The 16224-nt window shown below is 50.3% G+C and carries 16 protein-coding genes; 9 read left to right on the top strand and 7 right to left on the bottom strand.

Translation table 11 applies throughout. The features are described 5' to 3' along the window. Positions 1-607 precede the first annotated feature (607 nt). From GK091_RS01190 to GK091_RS01180, 3 genes are all read left to right on the top strand, one after another. Positions 608-3835, top strand: coding sequence for a SusC/RagA family TonB-linked outer membrane protein (locus tag GK091_RS01190; protein ID WP_164034810.1), 3228 nt, complete (start codon positions 608-610; stop codon positions 3833-3835). 19 nt (positions 3836-3854) lie between these two features. After that, a complete protein-coding gene (locus GK091_RS01185; protein WP_164034809.1) occupies positions 3855-5378 on the top strand; it encodes a RagB/SusD family nutrient uptake outer membrane protein in 1524 nt (507 codons plus the stop codon). Positions 5379-5475: 97 nt separating this feature from the next. Next, entirely contained in the window at positions 5476-6528 is a 1053-nt protein-coding gene (locus GK091_RS01180; RefSeq protein ID WP_164034808.1) for a glycoside hydrolase family 43 protein, read from the top strand. 28 nt (positions 6529-6556) lie between these two features. Here GK091_RS01180 and GK091_RS01175 read toward each other — a convergent pair whose 3' ends face one another. Further along, a complete protein-coding gene (locus tag GK091_RS01175; protein ID WP_164034807.1) occupies positions 6557-6754 on the bottom strand; it encodes an OBAP family protein in 198 nt (65 codons plus the stop codon). Further along, a complete protein-coding gene (locus tag GK091_RS01170; protein WP_317166259.1) occupies positions 6754-7017 on the bottom strand; it encodes an SDR family oxidoreductase in 264 nt (87 codons plus the stop codon). Before GK091_RS01170 ends, GK091_RS01175 begins: the two co-directional genes overlap by 1 nt. Positions 7018-7803: 786 nt before the next feature. On the opposite strand from GK091_RS01170, the gene GK091_RS01165 reads away from it, so the two are divergent. Next, the gene (locus tag GK091_RS01165) at positions 7804-8433 is read left to right on the top strand and encodes a DUF4142 domain-containing protein (protein WP_164034806.1); all 630 of its coding nucleotides are present in this window, start codon (positions 7804-7806) and stop codon (positions 8431-8433) included. 361 nt (positions 8434-8794) lie between these two features. After that, positions 8795-9703, top strand: coding sequence for an NDR1/HIN1-like protein (locus tag GK091_RS01160; protein WP_164034805.1), 909 nt, complete (start codon positions 8795-8797; stop codon positions 9701-9703). Between the two features lie 224 nt (positions 9704-9927). Here GK091_RS01160 and GK091_RS29510 read toward each other — a convergent pair whose 3' ends face one another. After that, on the bottom strand, positions 9928-10149 hold the full coding sequence (locus GK091_RS29510; RefSeq protein ID WP_246202109.1) for an SPW repeat protein: 222 nt from the start codon (positions 10147-10149) through the stop codon (positions 9928-9930). A 283-nt stretch (positions 10150-10432) separates the two neighbouring features. Between GK091_RS29510 and GK091_RS01150 the strand changes: the two genes are divergently transcribed. From GK091_RS01150 to GK091_RS01135, 4 genes are all read left to right on the top strand, one after another. Continuing rightward, on the top strand, positions 10433-11209 hold the full coding sequence (locus GK091_RS01150; protein ID WP_164034804.1) for a hypothetical protein: 777 nt from the start codon (positions 10433-10435) through the stop codon (positions 11207-11209). Between the two features lie 152 nt (positions 11210-11361). Beyond that, positions 11362-11700, top strand: a complete 339-nt coding sequence (locus GK091_RS01145; protein ID WP_164034803.1) for a hypothetical protein — start codon at positions 11362-11364, stop codon at positions 11698-11700. 27 nt (positions 11701-11727) lie between these two features. Further along, positions 11728-12879 (top strand): zinc-dependent alcohol dehydrogenase, encoded by a 1152-nt coding sequence (locus GK091_RS01140; RefSeq protein WP_164034802.1) that lies wholly within the window; start codon positions 11728-11730, stop codon positions 12877-12879. 12 nt (positions 12880-12891) lie between these two features. Next, on the top strand, positions 12892-13398 hold the full coding sequence (locus GK091_RS01135) for a hypothetical protein (RefSeq protein ID WP_164034801.1): 507 nt from the start codon (positions 12892-12894) through the stop codon (positions 13396-13398). A 433-nt stretch (positions 13399-13831) separates the two neighbouring features. On the opposite strand, the gene GK091_RS01130 is transcribed toward GK091_RS01135, so the two are convergent. From GK091_RS01130 to GK091_RS01115, 4 genes are all read right to left on the bottom strand, one after another. Next, positions 13832-13978 carry a hypothetical protein gene (locus GK091_RS01130; protein ID WP_164034800.1) on the bottom strand — a complete coding sequence of 49 codons (147 nt, stop codon included), beginning with the start codon at positions 13976-13978 and terminating at the stop codon, positions 13832-13834. A 245-nt stretch (positions 13979-14223) separates the two neighbouring features. Then, complete coding sequence (locus GK091_RS01125; RefSeq protein WP_164034799.1) at positions 14224-14760, bottom strand: hypothetical protein; 537 nt, start codon at positions 14758-14760, stop codon at positions 14224-14226. Next, complete coding sequence (locus GK091_RS01120) at positions 14757-15095, bottom strand: helix-turn-helix domain-containing protein (protein ID WP_212592936.1); 339 nt, start codon at positions 15093-15095, stop codon at positions 14757-14759. The genes GK091_RS01125 and GK091_RS01120 overlap by 4 nt, the downstream gene beginning before the upstream one ends. A gap of 193 nt (positions 15096-15288) precedes the next feature. Continuing rightward, entirely contained in the window at positions 15289-16215 is a 927-nt protein-coding gene (locus GK091_RS01115) for a hypothetical protein (RefSeq protein WP_164034798.1), read from the bottom strand. Positions 16216-16224 lie beyond the last annotated feature (9 nt).

Raw genomic sequence — 16224 nt, 5'->3', positions numbered from 1 at the left:
GGCCTTGGTTGGCAAGCGTTTGAAAAAGACCACTAAAAAATTCTTGACAATGGGCTGATTATGCTCAAAACATCAGCACTACGAAAGCCTTTTGTCCAGCACTAATCTTTAGTCGATGAGCTAACGTAAGCAATCGAATACCGTTATACGATACCCGTAATGGCGGGGTGACGGCCGGTTTCGTACCAATCGACAAAATCATTCATATGACCGTTGCCTCACAACGCAATTCGCTTTTTCACCCTTCGTGTCTACAGTTTGTTAGATACTTAGGCCTTCTTATTTTGTTGTTATTCACCCATTTTTTTGTAATTTTTTACCAGAGAACTAACGTGAACTGGTCAGCCACGCGTCGCAAACCAAACCAATCTACGATCAATTAGCACTCACGCTAAAATCGACCGACCGATTACCGTACGCTACGTTTATAGCTGCTTATAAATCAAATATACCCTACCGGCGATAAATTAATAATACTCCAGCAACTGTACGTTCGTTGGCCTTCTTATCAGCTAATGACTGGTCAATACCTAAATCTATCGGTAGCGACTGCTCCCGTTTATCATCCGCAAACGTTATCTGCCTACTCAACAAGCCGCTCAATTTTATGAAAAACCGCTATGTACCCTTGTCCGTTTTGCTACTGGGGTTTAGTTTGACCAGCATTGCCCAGCTCTCAATGGCACAACGGCTGATGCAGACCGATATCAAACCCGACAGAATCAACGTAGCTCAAGGGCCAATAGAATCCCGCCAGCAACAGAGTCCGTTTGTTGCGATGGCTCCGAACAATGGTGCTCCATTTAGACGTCCTTCGCCGGCCGTGGTGAAACAAATTACCGGTCAGGTGCTGGACGAAAACAACACCGGCCTGCCGGGGGCATCGGTCATCGAAAAAAGTACCGGAACGCCGGACCGGCAAAACGGCACGACGACCGACGCCAATGGTAATTTCTCGCTGAACGTAGCCGACAACGCGACAACGCTTACGGTGTCGAGTGTTGGCTACACCACGCAGGATGTATCGCTTGCCAATGGCACGACGGTCAGCGTTAAACTGGTGCCAGACGCCCGGTCGCTCACCGAAGTCGTTGTGATTGGGTATCAGACGATTCGCAAACGGGACGTGACGGGCGCTAACGATGTGATCAATCCCGCTCAATCCAATAAAGTGACAGCAAACTCCCTGGCCGAATCCATTCAGGGGCTGTCGCCGGGCGTTACGGTGCGAAACACGGGCGTGCCGGGTCAGCAGGCGTCGATTCAGATCCGGGGCGTTGCCAGCTTTCTGAATACCGATCCACTCTACGTGATTGACGGCATGATCGCCGATGCGAACCCGACCATCAACAATGATGATATCGAATCGATCCAGGTGCTGAAAGATGCGTCGGCAGCCGCCATTTACGGGTCGAGAGCCGCAAATGGGGTGATTATCATTACCACCAAACAGGGCAAGGAAGGGCCGGCCCGCGTGTCGTTTTCGGCAAAATATGGCGCGCAGGACATTTACAAACGCTGGAACGTCACCGATGCTTCCGCCTTTGCAGCCCTTCAACGACAACAGTATCAGAACTCCGGTCAGACCCCACCATCCAGCGTAGCCACGGGCACGTTTAACCCGAACATCAACACTAACTGGCAAGACCAGGTCCTGCATACGGGCAGTTTACAGGACTACAACCTGACCCTGTCGGGAGGCACGAAGACCAGTTCGTATCTGATTTCGGGAAGTTACTTCAAAAATGAGGGCTATGTGATCGGCAGTACGTTCGACCGGGCGAGTCTGCGCATCAATACACGGAGTGAGCTGGGGCGGTTCACGGTTGGCGAGAACGTTGTGCTGACAAACTCGAACATTCAGAACCCACCGGCAGGCATCAACCCGATTTACGACATGGCCACCATGCTGCCCGTCATTCCGGTGCAGGACCCGCGCTACATCAACGCCAGTAATCCGGGTGGCTACGGCATTGGCACGAATCCGGATGCGATCACTTATGCGTTTAACCCCGTAGCCGCCCGCAACCTGTCTACAAACAAAAGTAACTTTGCCAAACTGGTCGGGAATGCCTATCTGGACGTGAAGCTGACCGATTGGCTGTCTTACCGCGCCAATGCGGGTCTGGAAGCGAGTTTCGACTATAATCAGGGGCTCCGTCAGCTTGGTGTCTACCAGTATAGTGCCTCACCGGTCCCCAGTTCAGTTAGCGAAGATCGGTCGCGATACTACAGCCTGTTGTTCGAGCACACATTGAATTTCAACAAAACGGTTGGCCTGCACAGCATCAATGGCGTTGTCGGGATCAGTCAGCAAACCGCCCGGCGGGATAATACGACGGGCTCCCGGACAAATCTGGCGACCTCAGGCGGACAGTATTTCAGCACGATCGATGCCGCAACGGGTACCTCGAACTCCGCCGGTGGTACCGGAACCGATTACCGGATTCTGGGGTATCTGGGCCGGCTCAACTATACCTACAATGACCGGTATTTGCTGACGTTGACCGGTCGGGTCGATCAGGATTCACGATTTGGAGCCAACTACCGCACCGGTTTCTTCCCGTCGGTTGCCGGAGCTTGGCGTATCAGTGAGGAGAAGTTTTTCCACGCCGACTGGATTTCGGACCTGAAACTTAGTGCCTCATATGGGAAGCTTGGCATTGTTGTTCCGACATTGGGCTCATTTCCGTACACGGCCTTCATCAACAACAATCCCCGTACCATTTTCGGGGTCGATCAAACGCCCAACGTTGGGGCTTATCAGGCCCAGCTGGCCAACCCCGATCTGCGCTGGGAGCAGCGACTGTCGCAGAACTACGGCGTAACGGCCAGCTTTCTCAACAACCGCATCTCGACCGAAATCAACTATTACAATTCGCTCTCATCGGATGCTATTCTGAATCTGGCGGTGCCGGGTTATCTGGGTAATCTTCAGGGAAATCCGTACGTCAATACGGCGTCGATCCGCAACCAGGGATTTGAGTTCTCGCTAACGTACCGGAACAACAAAAACCCGTTCAAATGGGATGTATCGGGAAATTTCACCACCATCAAGAACCGGATCGAGAACGTAGGTAACCAGGGGCAGGACGTGAATTACATCCAGAGTGGCAATACCCGTTCGCAGGTGGGCCGTCCCGTTGGCCAGTGGTATGTGCTGAAAACGGCGGGTATTTTTCAGACGCAGGAAGATGTCAACAACTACCGAGGTCCGAACGGCGCGCTGATTCAGCCTAATGCCAAACCCGGCGACATTCGCTACGTGGACACCAACGGCGACGGACAGATTACCCAGAACGACGACCGGCAGTTTGTGGGCTCTCCCTGGCCAAAGCTCCAGGCGGGTGCTCAGTTTAACGGGAGCTACAAACAGTTCAGCGTGAATGTGCAGTTCATCGGCGTGTTTGGCTATACGGTGTACAACGACGTACGGCGCAGTCTGGACACCTACCAGAACACCAACTTCCGGGGCGATGTGAACCCGTGGTCATCGACGAATACCGGTACCAATGACCCGCGTATCGGCCTTGAATCGGGTGATCAGGGTATCATTTCCAACAATTTTTCCTACACCGATCGCTGGCTCGAAAATGCGTCCTACGTCCGGCTACGCAATGTGGAAGTAGGCTACACCTTCCAGAAAACGCTGCTCACCAAACTAAGCGTCCGCAATGTTCGGCTGTATGTAAGTGGTCAGAATCTGTTTACGATCACCAGTTATTCAGGTCTTGATCCGGATATAACCGGAGCGAACATTCAGGAACGTGGCGTCGATAACGGTCATTGGCCATCGCCCCGCGTGATTTCAGTTGGTATAACCGGTGATTTTTAACCAAAAACGAATCGCATCCATGAAAAATAGTTTTATATGTCTGGGACTGGTAGCCGTATCGCTGCTATCGGCCTGCGACCGAAATTTAGATATCGTCAACCCCAATCAGCTGACGGCTCAATCGTTCTGGAAAACCGATGCCGATGCACTGGCGGGGGTCAACGCGGTGTACAGTACCACACACCGGGGCGGCATATCCCGCTGGCTGCCTTTTTATTACATTATTCGATCCGATGAAGGCCGCAGCCAGAGTCCGGCTACCGATATTGTGAACAACATGGATCAGTTTCTGATCACGGACTACAATTATGGCAATGCCGTTGGCATCTGGAATGATAACTACATCGGGGTGAACCGGGCCAATCAGGTAATCGACAATGTACCGACCATTCAGATGGACGCGACCCTGCGGAACCGCTACATTGGCGAGGCTAAGTTTTTGCGGGCGATGTATTACTACCACCTGGTCACGCTGTGGGGAAACGTACCGCTGATCCTGCAAACGTCGGTCGTTGGGGACAAACCGGCTTCGTCGACAACAGCACAGGTGTGGGCACAGATCGAAAAAGACCTGACCGATGCCGCAGCCATACTGCCTACTACCTACGGCAATGCTGATCTGGGACGGGCGACGAAAGGAGCCGCTTATGCCCTATTGGCCAAAGCCTACATGCAGCAGCAGAAATACACCGAATCACTGACACCGTTGCAATGGCTGGTAGATGGGGAGGGCAAAACGGTGTATTCGCTGATGCCCAACTACCGCGAGAATTTTCTGATCACCACCGAAAACAACCGGGAATCGGTGTTTGAATGGCAGTTTCAGATCAATACGGCGGAGTACACCGACGATGATAGCCAGACGCCCAACCAGAACTACGGCACGTCAATCGCTCAGTTTTTCGGTCCGCCTTCCATCGGCTGGTCGGATGGGGAAGCACAGCGGTGGCCGACGCGTGAGTTCTACGAAAAAACAACGACGGGTACCCGCGATCCACGGTTGGAAGCGTCTTTTTTCTTTGACTCGACCAACGTGAAAGGTCCGGATTCAACGCTGATTTATGGTCAGACGTTCACCCAGCGGTACGGGCGGGATAACAAGCGCGTGTGGTTCCGCAAGTTCCAGAACGATCACTGGAAAAACGAAGAAGGGTATCGCTCGCCGAACAATTGGCGGTACATTCGCTACGCCGATGTGTTGCTGCTATACGCCGAAGCCCTGAATGCCACCGGCAAAACGACGCAGGCCTATACCTACGTCGATCAGGTGCGCCAGCGGGCCGGTTTGCGCACGCTGACCACGGCTATGCCCGGTCTGACCCAGGCTCAGTTTCTGGCGCAGCTCAAACACGAGCGGGTAACCGAACTGTCAGGGGAAGGCCACCGCTGGAACGATCTGGCCCGCTGGGGTGATCTAGGTCCGCAGCTCGCTAGTCGTGACCCGGCTTTCTCCACGTTCGTGAAGGGAAAAAGCGAATTGCTTCCTATTCCCCAACTCGACCGCGATCTGAACCCGAACCTGACGCAAAACCCGAACTATTGATTTACCAGACCAGCGACCCGGCGATTAACCCAACGAAGCAGCGTTTTATGGCTACGTTGATCGGCGGGCCGCTGGCTTATAGCCTTGCTTCTCAACGATGAAACATTACCTTTTCCTGCTAGTAGTGGCACTGGTGATAGCCTGTAAATCAACCGACACTGCCAATACTGACCCGACCCCGCCTGTCACGTCCGTTGATACGACCGGCAAATTCAGAAATCCTATCCTCTCCCCCGCCCCCGACCCCTGGGTAGCCTACAAAGACGGATTCTATTACGTGATGCATACCACCGGCAACAACCTGCGTATCTACAAAACGAGCAGCATGAGCCGTTTGAGCGCAGCCCGACCCATTACGGTCTGGACACCGCCCACCACCGGCCCAAACTCCCGCGACATCTGGGCTCCCGAACTTCACAATGTCAACGGCACCTGGTACATTTATTACGCAGCGGATAACAATGGCGTCGATGCTACTCACCGCATGTTTGTGCTTGAAAATAAAGCGGCTGACCCAACCACCGGAACCTGGACGGATCGGGGACAACTCAACCTACCCGACAACAAATGGGCTATCGACGGTACGCTGGGTCAGATCAATGGCCAGCTGTATTACGCGTGGTCAGGGTGGGAAAACGACCTTGGCGGCTCACAAAACATTTATATCTGTAAACTAACGAATCCCTACACGGCAGAAGGGCCACGTGTTCGCGTGTCTGCGCCGGAACTGACGTGGGAAAAGCAGGGGTTTGGCGTCAACGAAGCGCCTGAGTTTCTGCCCCACGCCAGCAAGGTCTTTCTAATTTATTCCGCCAGTTTCTGCGGGACCGATCAGTACGCCCTGGGTCAACTTTCTGCCGACACGAGTGCGAATCTTGCCACTCAAACTTCGTGGACAAAAGCGCAAAACCCGGTTTTTGGCCCTTATGCCAGCGGCAGCACCTATGGTCCAGGCCACAATAGTTTTTTTACAACGCCCGATGCTAAAGAAAACTGGCTGGTTTATCACGCTAATGCGGCACCAGGACAGGGCTGTGGCGATTTCCGATCGGCCCGGATGCAGCCTTTTAGCTGGAAAACCGACGGATCGCCCGATTTTGGTACGCCCGTCAATCTGGCCGATTACGTCAAACGACCTTCAGGCGAGTAAGCGTCAAGAGCGGGTATACCACGAAAACTTAATGCTGTTTTCGCTTCATAAGGGCAGGTAGTTGGGTAACGGAACCGGTTTGCCAGGCATCGGCACCCGGCTGGCTTTGAGGGGCGGGAATGCTGGCACGATTCTTTTTCTTGTCGGCACTTGGTACGTTGAAATGCCGGTCACGGGTTTGTTCTAATGACGTATGAAGCTGGCTATCCTGGATGAACCCCATCATCAAGGCCGGACTACCGTCCGGAACGTGCGATCCAGTTCTTCACTAGAAATCTCCTGCAACGATTCGTGCGCCATCTGAAAGGCCGCATTATTGACCAGAATATCCAGTCCGCCCAATTCATCGACCGCGCGCTGGATAAGCTGCTGACAGTGGCTTTCGTCGCTGATGTCGCCCGGCACGAGCACAGCTTTCTGGCCGGCTGCTTCTACGTAGCGGGCTGTTTGTTGCGCATCTTTGTTTTCATTGAGGTAAGAAATCAGCACCTTCGCGGTCAAAGGCAATCACTACGGCCCGACCAATGCGGGAGTCTCCCCGGTGATCCGTGCTTTACGTCCTGTTAACTTGCCTGAACCCCGGTAAGACTACTCACTGTGGTCTGCTTTAGGCTGCATATCAGCGTCCGATCCCGGAAAGGCTTGTTTCTGACCGGGGAAAGGGGGCTGTGAATACGTTGTTTGTGGATCTTGCCTAAAACTAGTGTTGGTTCACTTGGCGGTTCTAAAGCCCGTAGCTTGTTGGTGCTAACGGATACACGCCACACTACCTCCGTTCGGCCGAATCGTTTGACAATGCATAGAACCTTCGAAGGAACGGGCATGTGACACATTCCTTCGCCATTCCTGAACAGATTTTGGTTTCAATCGCGGCAAAGCTGGCAGAGTAAATTCTTCCGGGTCTCTCCGTCCTGATGTTGTTCATTGGTCTATGCCAGAAAAGGTCCCCGGAATCTAAACAGTCGATGCACCTGACGCTGAAACGGGAGAATAAGGCCAGTTTAGTTATCCGCGTTAATCCGACGAAAAAACATCGTTTTCGTATGAACTCTCGTTGTATAAGCCCTTCGAAAAGAGAGCGAATGTCAAGACCTGACCGGGGAAAAGACCAGCACTGGCATTCCTGTCTGTGGTTGGTGATTGATGACGAAAGTTAGGTAACGGTCACAGCGGAACTCATTCGCTCACAGGATGATACATCACTAAACAATCGTACAAGATTAACCGTTAGACCGGTCCAATTAGTAGTTAACTCACAAGAAAGTAGTGCACGTTATGAAAACCAAATCAATGAGCCTGGGCCTGTTGATGGCCTTGCTAGTAACCGGAGCGACATTCGCCCAGCAGAACAGCGGCAGCATGAGTTCGGGTACGGCCACGATGGTCGGTAAAGAAACTAAGGCTGAATTTGACAGCCAAAATAAAAAAGGAGCTGCGGCTGTAAGTGCGGTAGCGGCCACGCCAGCTAAGCTTTCCAGTGCGGACCAAAACCTGATGCTGGAGGTAGCCAAGGGCGGTATGATGCAACTGGAAGTAAGCCGCGTGGCAGTACAAAAAGCCAGCAGCCCTGAAGTACGTCAATTCGCTCAGGCCGAAGTAGACGAACAAACGGGTTTGTCCGCAAAGTTGCAGGAGATTGCCAGTGCTAAAGGAGTCATCTTACCATCAGAGCCTGACGCAGAAACGCAGGCCATAATCACCAAAATGCAGGGTGCTTCGGGGTCAGCTCTGGATAAAATGTATATGGATGAAAGTGGTGTGAAAGGTCATGAAAAACTCGACAAAGTGATGTCAACGGTTGTTTCAACAGCCTCTGATGCCAGTTTGAAAGGAATTGGTAAAGCCGCGCACCCACTCGTGAAAACGCATTTGAAAGTAGCGAAACAAATCGAGATGAAAATGTAAAGCGAGGGCCAGGATGGGCCAACAGGTACTTATCCCGTTGCTCTTCTGAAGCGTTTTTTTGACTGAATGAAGCAGGCCATTCTTTTACAGGATGGCCTGCTTATTATCTACACAACTGGTTGTAGCTGCAGCTTCTATCTGCTTACCATCCGGCACAAGATTAAAACGCGTACGCCAAATGGCCCGTTAGCCAGCCTACCTGATGTAGCAACGGCGAGAAGAGGGCGTATATGCATCTACACACGACCAAGTAAATGCCCGACCGTGGGATTAACACACACGACAGGCTACTCCATTTGCCATAGTTGACACAACTGGGCATACCTATAGAATTAAACAAAATTTTACGACCACGGACGCTATGAAAAAAGGATGGATTATTGCGCTTGCACTGCTGCTGATTGGTATCGCTGGTGCGTATATCTGGTACAGTCGGTTGAAGAGCAACGCTGTGGCCGAAGGCGGTCCGTATGACAACACGCTTAAACCCCGGCTTGAGATGAGTACGCTCAGCATAGACGATATCGATGACGACCGAATCAAGATGACGGTAAAGATGCTCATCGACAACCCATTACCGGTAGGTTTTAAAGCCAGTCGGCTGTCTTATACAATTTTGATGGCCAACACACCCATCGTCGAAGATACGTATGCAAAGCCCATTACCATAGAATCAGGCGATAGTAGCTATGTGACGCTGCCCGTGACCGTGCTCAATAAAAAGCTGATGCAAGTGCTGAAAACGTTAGACAGGAAGGATATCGACAGCACGACCTACACTATTCGTAGTCGCTTTGATCTGGATATACCCATTCTGGGTAAGCGCACGTTTAGTCCAACTATTACGCGCCGGTTACCGACCTACTACCTGCCGAAGATCAAAATTGAAGACATCGATTTCGGCAAACTGGGGCTAAAGCGCACCGATGTTGCTGCGAAAGTAGCCATAACCAACGACAACACGTTCGCGTTTACATTTACCGATACGCGGTACACGGTGTCAATCGATGGTAAGGAAATTGCCCAGGGTTATCAGCCCGAGCCGATCTTGATCAGGAAGCAGGCAACCACGCCGGTTGTATTTCCCGTTACAGTCAAACCGGGTCAGTCACTGAGCTTATTGCCCAAGATGTTGTTCGATAAAAAGGATACGCCTTTCCTGGTAACAATGAGTTGCAAACTGATCGACAAAGACGGAAATCTGGCACTTAAAAACAGTAAGCTGCGCACCGTTATCCGGGGAACACTGGCTGACTTCAAGAAGGACTAACGACGACGTGCCTGAATAGAGGGTTCCCGGTAGCCAGCGGTTGGGTCTGTCCAGCCCAGACTCGGCAGTAGTACATATTCGATCGGCCTTTATTGATCGTAAGCAGGCTTGCTCTGTGTTACTAATCCTGCCCCTAGTTCGAGTAAGCCAAACGCAACATGTGGCCAGCTAATCCGTTTGGCGAACCCCAACAACCAGGGCGAAGCGGCTACCAACACACCACTCTATCTATCGACAGTCAGGTGAGTAGCCATCGGAATTCGTTTGGACAAACCGGCCTCATAATCTGTCAGCGTTGATAGACCAATTACGGCAATCCCTGTACCAACAGCAACACGACGGGCTGCATCATTGCTGGCAAAGCCAAGCAGCCAGGGAGATGCCATAAACAGTGCGCCCGTCGTGTAGTCGAGCAATCCGTGAACTCTTGTTGGTATTGGTTTCATATCGTACTGGATTTATAAATGAAACAAGCATCGGTTGGATCAAACCGTAGTGCTGGAGTCGGCTAAAGGATGGCAAACTCCAGCGCACAACCGACTGCACTACCGCTGGTTTTGCGTAAATGATTGAAGGACATGATCTGAAATGAGGTAACGGATTAACGATTGAAAGTACCTGCGGGCCTCGTGACCGAATCCTCACAATAGCCTTGACAGAGTGGGGCTAGTTCTGAGCGGGGCAGTTGTACAATCAACCAATCGGTCTGTTACTTTTTATTTTTCAGGAATGAGCACGAGACAACTAAACGTATTACTTCTCGGGATGAGTTTAGTCGCCTGCTCGACGCAAGACCGCGATAACATGGATACCGGCAGTGCCGCTGGTTTGGGGGACGCGCACGAAGCTCGACGAGTTACGGGAGTTTACCTGCTCAGCACCGATTATCATTACCAGGAACCCTGCAACTACCTGCCCGAAGAATTCGTGCGGAATCTGTTCCAGTTAGGTGAAACGGTAGAGTTAGAGAAAGTTAGCGAACTTAATAGTTGTGAGTTGCGGTGGGGTTCGAACAAGATTGGTTTCCATCTGGAAAGCGAAAAACCCTTTGAATCGGTCTACCAGTCGGAATACTTTTTCAATAAGTTGTTCGAGCCGGAGGCCAATAAAGCGATCAACCAGAATACCGCCGTCAAGCCGCCCCTGTCTGGCCCAATCACATCGGGTACGGGCGCGGAAGTACCAGCCAGCACAACAACTGCCACCGCGAAGCAGGATTCGACGCGCGGTGCCGACCCATCAGCTCCCCTCGAAGGTATAACGCACCCGACGCCACCCCTTACCGCCACGGCAAAAGACACGCCTACCGGTCAAGCTATAAGCGGAGTAGGCGATAAAGCCATTTGGGAGCCGGGCAAAAAATCCCTGCACGTACTGTTCAATAACCATGTGTTCAGCGTAGTGGCCCAGATGCCCGGTGATATAGCAACAATAAAGCAAGGCTCGATCAGTTTGGCGAAGCTGGTTATCGATTCGATAAGCGACAAGCGAGATCCCAGAGACTAGTCAAGCTCCGATGTCGTGACACTTGTACGAACTAGCCTTTGCCTAACCGGGAATCGGTCCTTTACGTGTCTTCCTGCCATATAGCCGTTGGTTAGACCGAATGTAACCCACGAATACCCAGTAAAGCCCAGTGTAAGCTGGCGACTCAACACATGAAAAAAATTGCAGCTATAATCACGTTCCTTGTACTGGGCGGCCAACTAAGTGGTCAGGCTCAGTCGGGTAGCGTCAGCAAAGGGCAACGCGGGGCCGCACCCGTAAATTATGCCGAAAAAGCCAATACGAGCCAGACGCAAGGCAACGGCGTTCCCTACTCGAAAGATAAGGAACAACGGCAAAGCCGCGCAGACGCTAAAAGCGGCTCGCCGACTACCCCTCGATCTTCCGTAGGAAACGGTTCATCGACGGGCGGTCAGGGAGGCACCAGCCCGAGTAAGAAATCCGGCGCGAAGATGAGCCGTCAATCATCAGGAAGTGGAACGAATCAATAAATCGAACAACTAATCAGAACGCAGCCTATGTTAGCCATGAATTACCGGGGGCCTCGACGAGTCCGCATTGATTCCAAACCTTACCCCGAGATCAAGCACCCCGAGGACGCTATTATACGGGTTACGCGCTCCTGTATTTGTGGCTCTGATCTCCATTTGTACAACGGCAACGTTCCCGACACACGCGTTGGGATGACCTTTGGCCATGAATTTATTGGCATAGTGGATCAGATTGGGCCAGAAGTACACAAGATCAAGGTTGGTGACCAGGTACTGGTTCCCTTCAACATTGCCTGCGGAAAATGCACGTTTTGTCAGCAAGGCCTTTATGGTAACTGTCACGAGTCAAATACGCAGGCCTCGGCAGTAGGCGGCATTTTCGGCTATTCGCACACAGCGGGTGGCTATGATGGCGGTCAGGCAGAATATGTTCGGGTCCCTTACGCCAATTTTGGCCCAACAGTTATTCCGCCGGATATGGACCCCGATGATGCCGTTCTCTTAACGGACGTTGTACCAACAGGCTATCAGGCGGCTGAAATGGGCGGTATACAACCGGGCGATACAGTTGTGGTCTTTGGGGCGGGCCCGGTGGGTATTATGGCCGCCCGGTGCGCCTGGTTGTTCGGAGCCGGACGCGTCATTGTACTCGATAAGGTCGAATACCGGCTGGAATTCGTGCGCAATTACGCGCCTTGTGAGGCCTACAATTTCACGGAGATGGACGACCCGGTGGTATTCATCAAGAAAATAACCGATTGGATGGGCGCGGACGTTTGTATTGATGCGGTAGGCGCGGAAGCGGCTGGCAGTGCTCTGCAAACCATCACCGGACGTAAGTTACTGATACAGGCCGGTTCGGCAACGGCCCTGCACTGGGCGATCAACTCCGTTAAAAAAGGGGGTATTGTTTCGATCGTCGGCGTTTACGGTCCTACCGACAATCTGGTCCCGATCGGAAACGTCGTGAACAAGGGCATTACGATTCGGGCGAATCAGGCTTCGGTAAAACGGTTGCTCCCCCGGCTAATTGAGCATGTGCAAAACGGTATTCTCAATCCTAAAGCGATGATTACCCACCGGGTGCCGCTGGAGGATGTGGCGGATGCTTACAACATTTTTGCCAATAAGCTGGACAACTGCATCAAGCCCGTTCTCATCCCTTCGACCAAAAGCTAAACCCAACGTATCATGGAAACGATAGAAGAGAAAGCAAAGGATTATTCACATATTCTGGGCTGGGGCATTGATGCGGACCCTAAAAACGATCCCACCTATCCCATCAAACTACGTACCGACAATGAGCAGACGGGGCATACCTGGGATCGGCCAGAACAACAACCCGTCGACATTGAAGTACTTCGCTCCATCGAACGGCCTACTGTTAGTGCGGTATTTGGTACATCCACTCCGCCTTCAGGACTTAGCGGTCAGATTCGTCGGTTTGCGTTCCGATTCAGTGAGTCTGAATACGGCCACTGGTTACCGTTATTGCTGGCTGACCGGGTCAACGTGGTGGAAGGCATTGTCGATGATTTTAGACGAGGTCGTGTGCCCAACATTTTTGCCGAGAAGGGTATGCAAGCCGATTGGAAATATGATCGAAACGGCCTGATCAAGAAAGTGCTCATTGGAGCCGCCATAACGACCGTTGCGTTTACCCTCCTATCCAGAAACAAGCGCACGAGGAAGAGGTAAGGCAAGCAGTAATTTTTCAAAGAACTCGTTCAGCAGTCGGTAAACTTGATTTTTGTAGAGACAGTCGGTAAAGGGATCACGGGACTTAAGCCGTTGGTGGAACAAGCCACAAACGACTTTAATCCCGTGATCCCTTTGCTACGTCTTGCCTTTAAAAGCGCTAGCGACCCCAATTGGTCGAAAATTTCCGCTGTATCACACCTGTTCATTAGCCGTTTTCGCGCTTATTTAGGCGGTTGCAGTTCGATCGGCGGCTCTTCAGTTGATCACACGGCCACAGCTATCTGGCAAGCGGACGATCAGACTATTTCTCCTGACGAAAGGTTTATCGGATTAAATAGCCGGTATCATTAAACCCGCATGTTTGCCCTCTGCCTGTTTATCGTAGAATGCCATCGCTTACCATTCTGGTAACGGATGCTCTTAGGCTGACCTAAACGGGCATAGTATTGGATTGGCACAAACCCAACTCAGCCAGATACACCGTTGGCGGGTGCTTTGTCAACATGGTTTTGCACACATCGACCCGACCAACGTTGGCCCGGTTGATGGGCAGGCGGAGTGCATCAGAGTTGTTCAATTACTCGCTGAGTATCCTGTCTGGTTAAGTTGCCAAAGTTGTTACTGTGATTAGACTACCTTTGACTGATACACCCGCCCCGCCCGTATTTACTCTGAGGTTGTTGAAGTAACCGCTTATTGATTGCTGGCCATTGGCGTGATAGTGTTCTGTAATGCGCTCTAGTGAGGCAGAAACGTAAGCAGGGAGATCCACTCTCCCCGCCCGTTCTGCTGGCAAAAACAAATGAGCCGTATCATAATAGCTCAGGGCATCTTGTACGGGTAGTACGGCCTTGCCAACTTCTTAAGCTGGCTTAACTCCTCGTCAAACTTCCCATCAATCAACAGGTTGTAAAGATTCTCAATAAGCGGTTTCCCGTTCTTAACAATCAATATCTCAATAACCTGCTGAGGCCAATTACACACCATTAGCAAAGCGTCATGTTTGTAGGGCATAGCCGGGTTTGGTCGACCATCACTCAAACGTTCTTTGCCATTGCAGTACCCATAGGCCAAATGAGATAACTCAGAATGCTCGAAGTATAAGGAAGATAGGTTTTGATTACCGTCCCCCAGAACATACGTTGCCCGTCGCTTACTGTTGGCCTTCACCACTTCCTTTGCAGGAATGAGGTAGAAAAACAGCATCCCATTTTTGCGCTGAAAAAGTGGCAGTAATCCATGCCCTGTAGGGTCATGCGTTAGGGTGCAATCCAAGCGGTTTGGACTCTTGAACCCATTCATTGTTCTGATTTCTTTAGCCAGAACCTCAAAGCGGTAGTAAGCAGTTATATAGTTCATTTGCTTACCCCTCCTTTTTGCCCCTTTACCAGTACAAAAGTTGTGGTCTCCTGTTCAATTTCCTGAACGGTCTTAACCCGATTACGCTTTAGCCAACTGACTAACTCAGCTCGATCGAAGTAAATAGTTTTACATTCTGGCTTGTAATGCGGGATAGCCCCCGTTGAGGTCAGCTCATAGATGTAGCTCTTACTACTACCTGAATAGGCTGAATCCTCCTCTAAGATCAGCGTTTCCTTTTGTCTGGCCAATAGCCGTTTAATACGGGCCAACTGTTGCCCATGCTCCTGTAACTGCTGGCTAAGATCAGCCCCGCTCATTGTGATTGTATCCATCCTTCAGACGGTTTAAACGTTTGAAAAAATGGACTTGCAAGCCCGGTTAACTAAACAATGTTATAACGAGAGCAAAGAAAATAGAGAAAATGGCATAAAAAGCAAAGTACCTACTACGAGATAAACAAAATAACTACATTTAATTAATAATCAAATACTTACAAAATAAGCCGGGACCGCAACTTGGTTATAATTACCTTATCAGATCAAATCTCTCGATAGTTTTCGTTATTAACTTTTGCTCTCTTGATACAATTTCCTTATTTCTAATTCTATAAAGTGTCGCATTTATATTTCTATTGTTAATAAGGTTGCCTTGCTTGCTATAAAACATCAAACGACGGGTTAATACCATTCCCCAATCTCTTGTTATAAGATAGTTTTTTTCAACAAGAAGAGTGAATAAGTGGACAAGAGCTTCTGTACTTTTGACCCATACGATATTTCCCTGCTCCTGACCTATAAGAATATTTACAATCAAGTCTGTATCAGTTCTATTTAAAAAATATCGTTTAATTAAGGATATTAATTGTTTTATCTGTTTTGAGTCTATAGTCCATTCCAACCAATCATTGCAAGTGCCCCCCCCTGTTGTGTATATATCCTGTAAATGATTAATAAGATGGTAACGTCTTATCAGTTCCTTCTTCCATATAATTACAAATGACATAACTTCATGCCTAACCAACTCAATTGAAGGGTCAAGTTTATGTGCTTCTAAAAGCTTTTCTGGAATGAAATTATATGAGTTTAGGGGAATCACATATTCTGCTCTCGCTAAAGGTATGAGACGATTATATAAGTCCTTGTCATTGGGAGTATGATAGACATTGGACATCTCGCTTTTTTGGATTAGCGTTAGCCAAAGTTCCTTGTGTTTTGCAAGAGTCACTTTTCTTTCTTCATACGTAGACGTCAGGAGTTTATTTTCTAAATAATTCTCATAATCATAAATATGTTTCAGTTGATTATCACTCCACCAGCTACTGTAATATGCGCTGTGCAGCATCTGGCCAAATTCCTCTTTCTCATCTAAGTACCAAGTAGACAAGTAGATTCCTTCACCACAAACCAAGTTATCTATCTCTTTGATTAAGCCACTAATCTCTTCGTAACTCATTGCCATTTT

The organism is Spirosoma agri (genome assembly GCF_010747415.1).
Lineage (GTDB): Bacteria > Bacteroidota > Bacteroidia > Cytophagales > Spirosomataceae > Spirosoma > Spirosoma agri.
The sequence above is the reverse complement of the archived record's forward strand: the minus strand, read 5'-3'. Positions and strand labels throughout refer to the sequence as shown.

What these genes read in the sequence shown, in the direction of transcription:
- GK091_RS01190 (WP_164034810.1), top strand. Translation starts at nt 608, where the DNA reads ATGAAAAACCGCTATGTACCCTTGTCCGTTTTGCTACTGGGGTTTAGT.
- GK091_RS01185 (WP_164034809.1), top strand. Translation starts at nt 3,855, where the DNA reads ATGAAAAATAGTTTTATATGTCTGGGACTGGTAGCCGTATCGCTGCTA.
- GK091_RS01180 (WP_164034808.1), top strand. Translation starts at nt 5,476, where the DNA reads ATGAAACATTACCTTTTCCTGCTAGTAGTGGCACTGGTGATAGCCTGT.
- GK091_RS01175 (WP_164034807.1), bottom strand. Translation starts at nt 6,754, where the DNA reads ATGATGGGGTTCATCCAGGATAGCCAGCTTCATACGTCATTAGAACAA.
- GK091_RS01165 (WP_164034806.1), top strand. Translation starts at nt 7,804, where the DNA reads ATGAAAACCAAATCAATGAGCCTGGGCCTGTTGATGGCCTTGCTAGTA.
- GK091_RS01160 (WP_164034805.1), top strand. Translation starts at nt 8,795, where the DNA reads ATGAAAAAAGGATGGATTATTGCGCTTGCACTGCTGCTGATTGGTATC.
- GK091_RS29510 (WP_246202109.1), bottom strand. Translation starts at nt 10,149, where the DNA reads ATGAAACCAATACCAACAAGAGTTCACGGATTGCTCGACTACACGACG.
- GK091_RS01150 (WP_164034804.1), top strand. Translation starts at nt 10,433, where the DNA reads ATGAGCACGAGACAACTAAACGTATTACTTCTCGGGATGAGTTTAGTC.
- GK091_RS01145 (WP_164034803.1), top strand. Translation starts at nt 11,362, where the DNA reads ATGAAAAAAATTGCAGCTATAATCACGTTCCTTGTACTGGGCGGCCAA.
- GK091_RS01140 (WP_164034802.1), top strand. Translation starts at nt 11,728, where the DNA reads ATGTTAGCCATGAATTACCGGGGGCCTCGACGAGTCCGCATTGATTCC.
- GK091_RS01135 (WP_164034801.1), top strand. Translation starts at nt 12,892, where the DNA reads ATGGAAACGATAGAAGAGAAAGCAAAGGATTATTCACATATTCTGGGC.
- GK091_RS01125 (WP_164034799.1), bottom strand. Translation starts at nt 14,760, where the DNA reads ATGAACTATATAACTGCTTACTACCGCTTTGAGGTTCTGGCTAAAGAA.
- GK091_RS01120 (WP_212592936.1), bottom strand. Translation starts at nt 15,095, where the DNA reads ATGGATACAATCACAATGAGCGGGGCTGATCTTAGCCAGCAGTTACAG.
- GK091_RS01115 (WP_164034798.1), bottom strand. Translation starts at nt 16,215, where the DNA reads ATGAGTTACGAAGAGATTAGTGGCTTAATCAAAGAGATAGATAACTTG.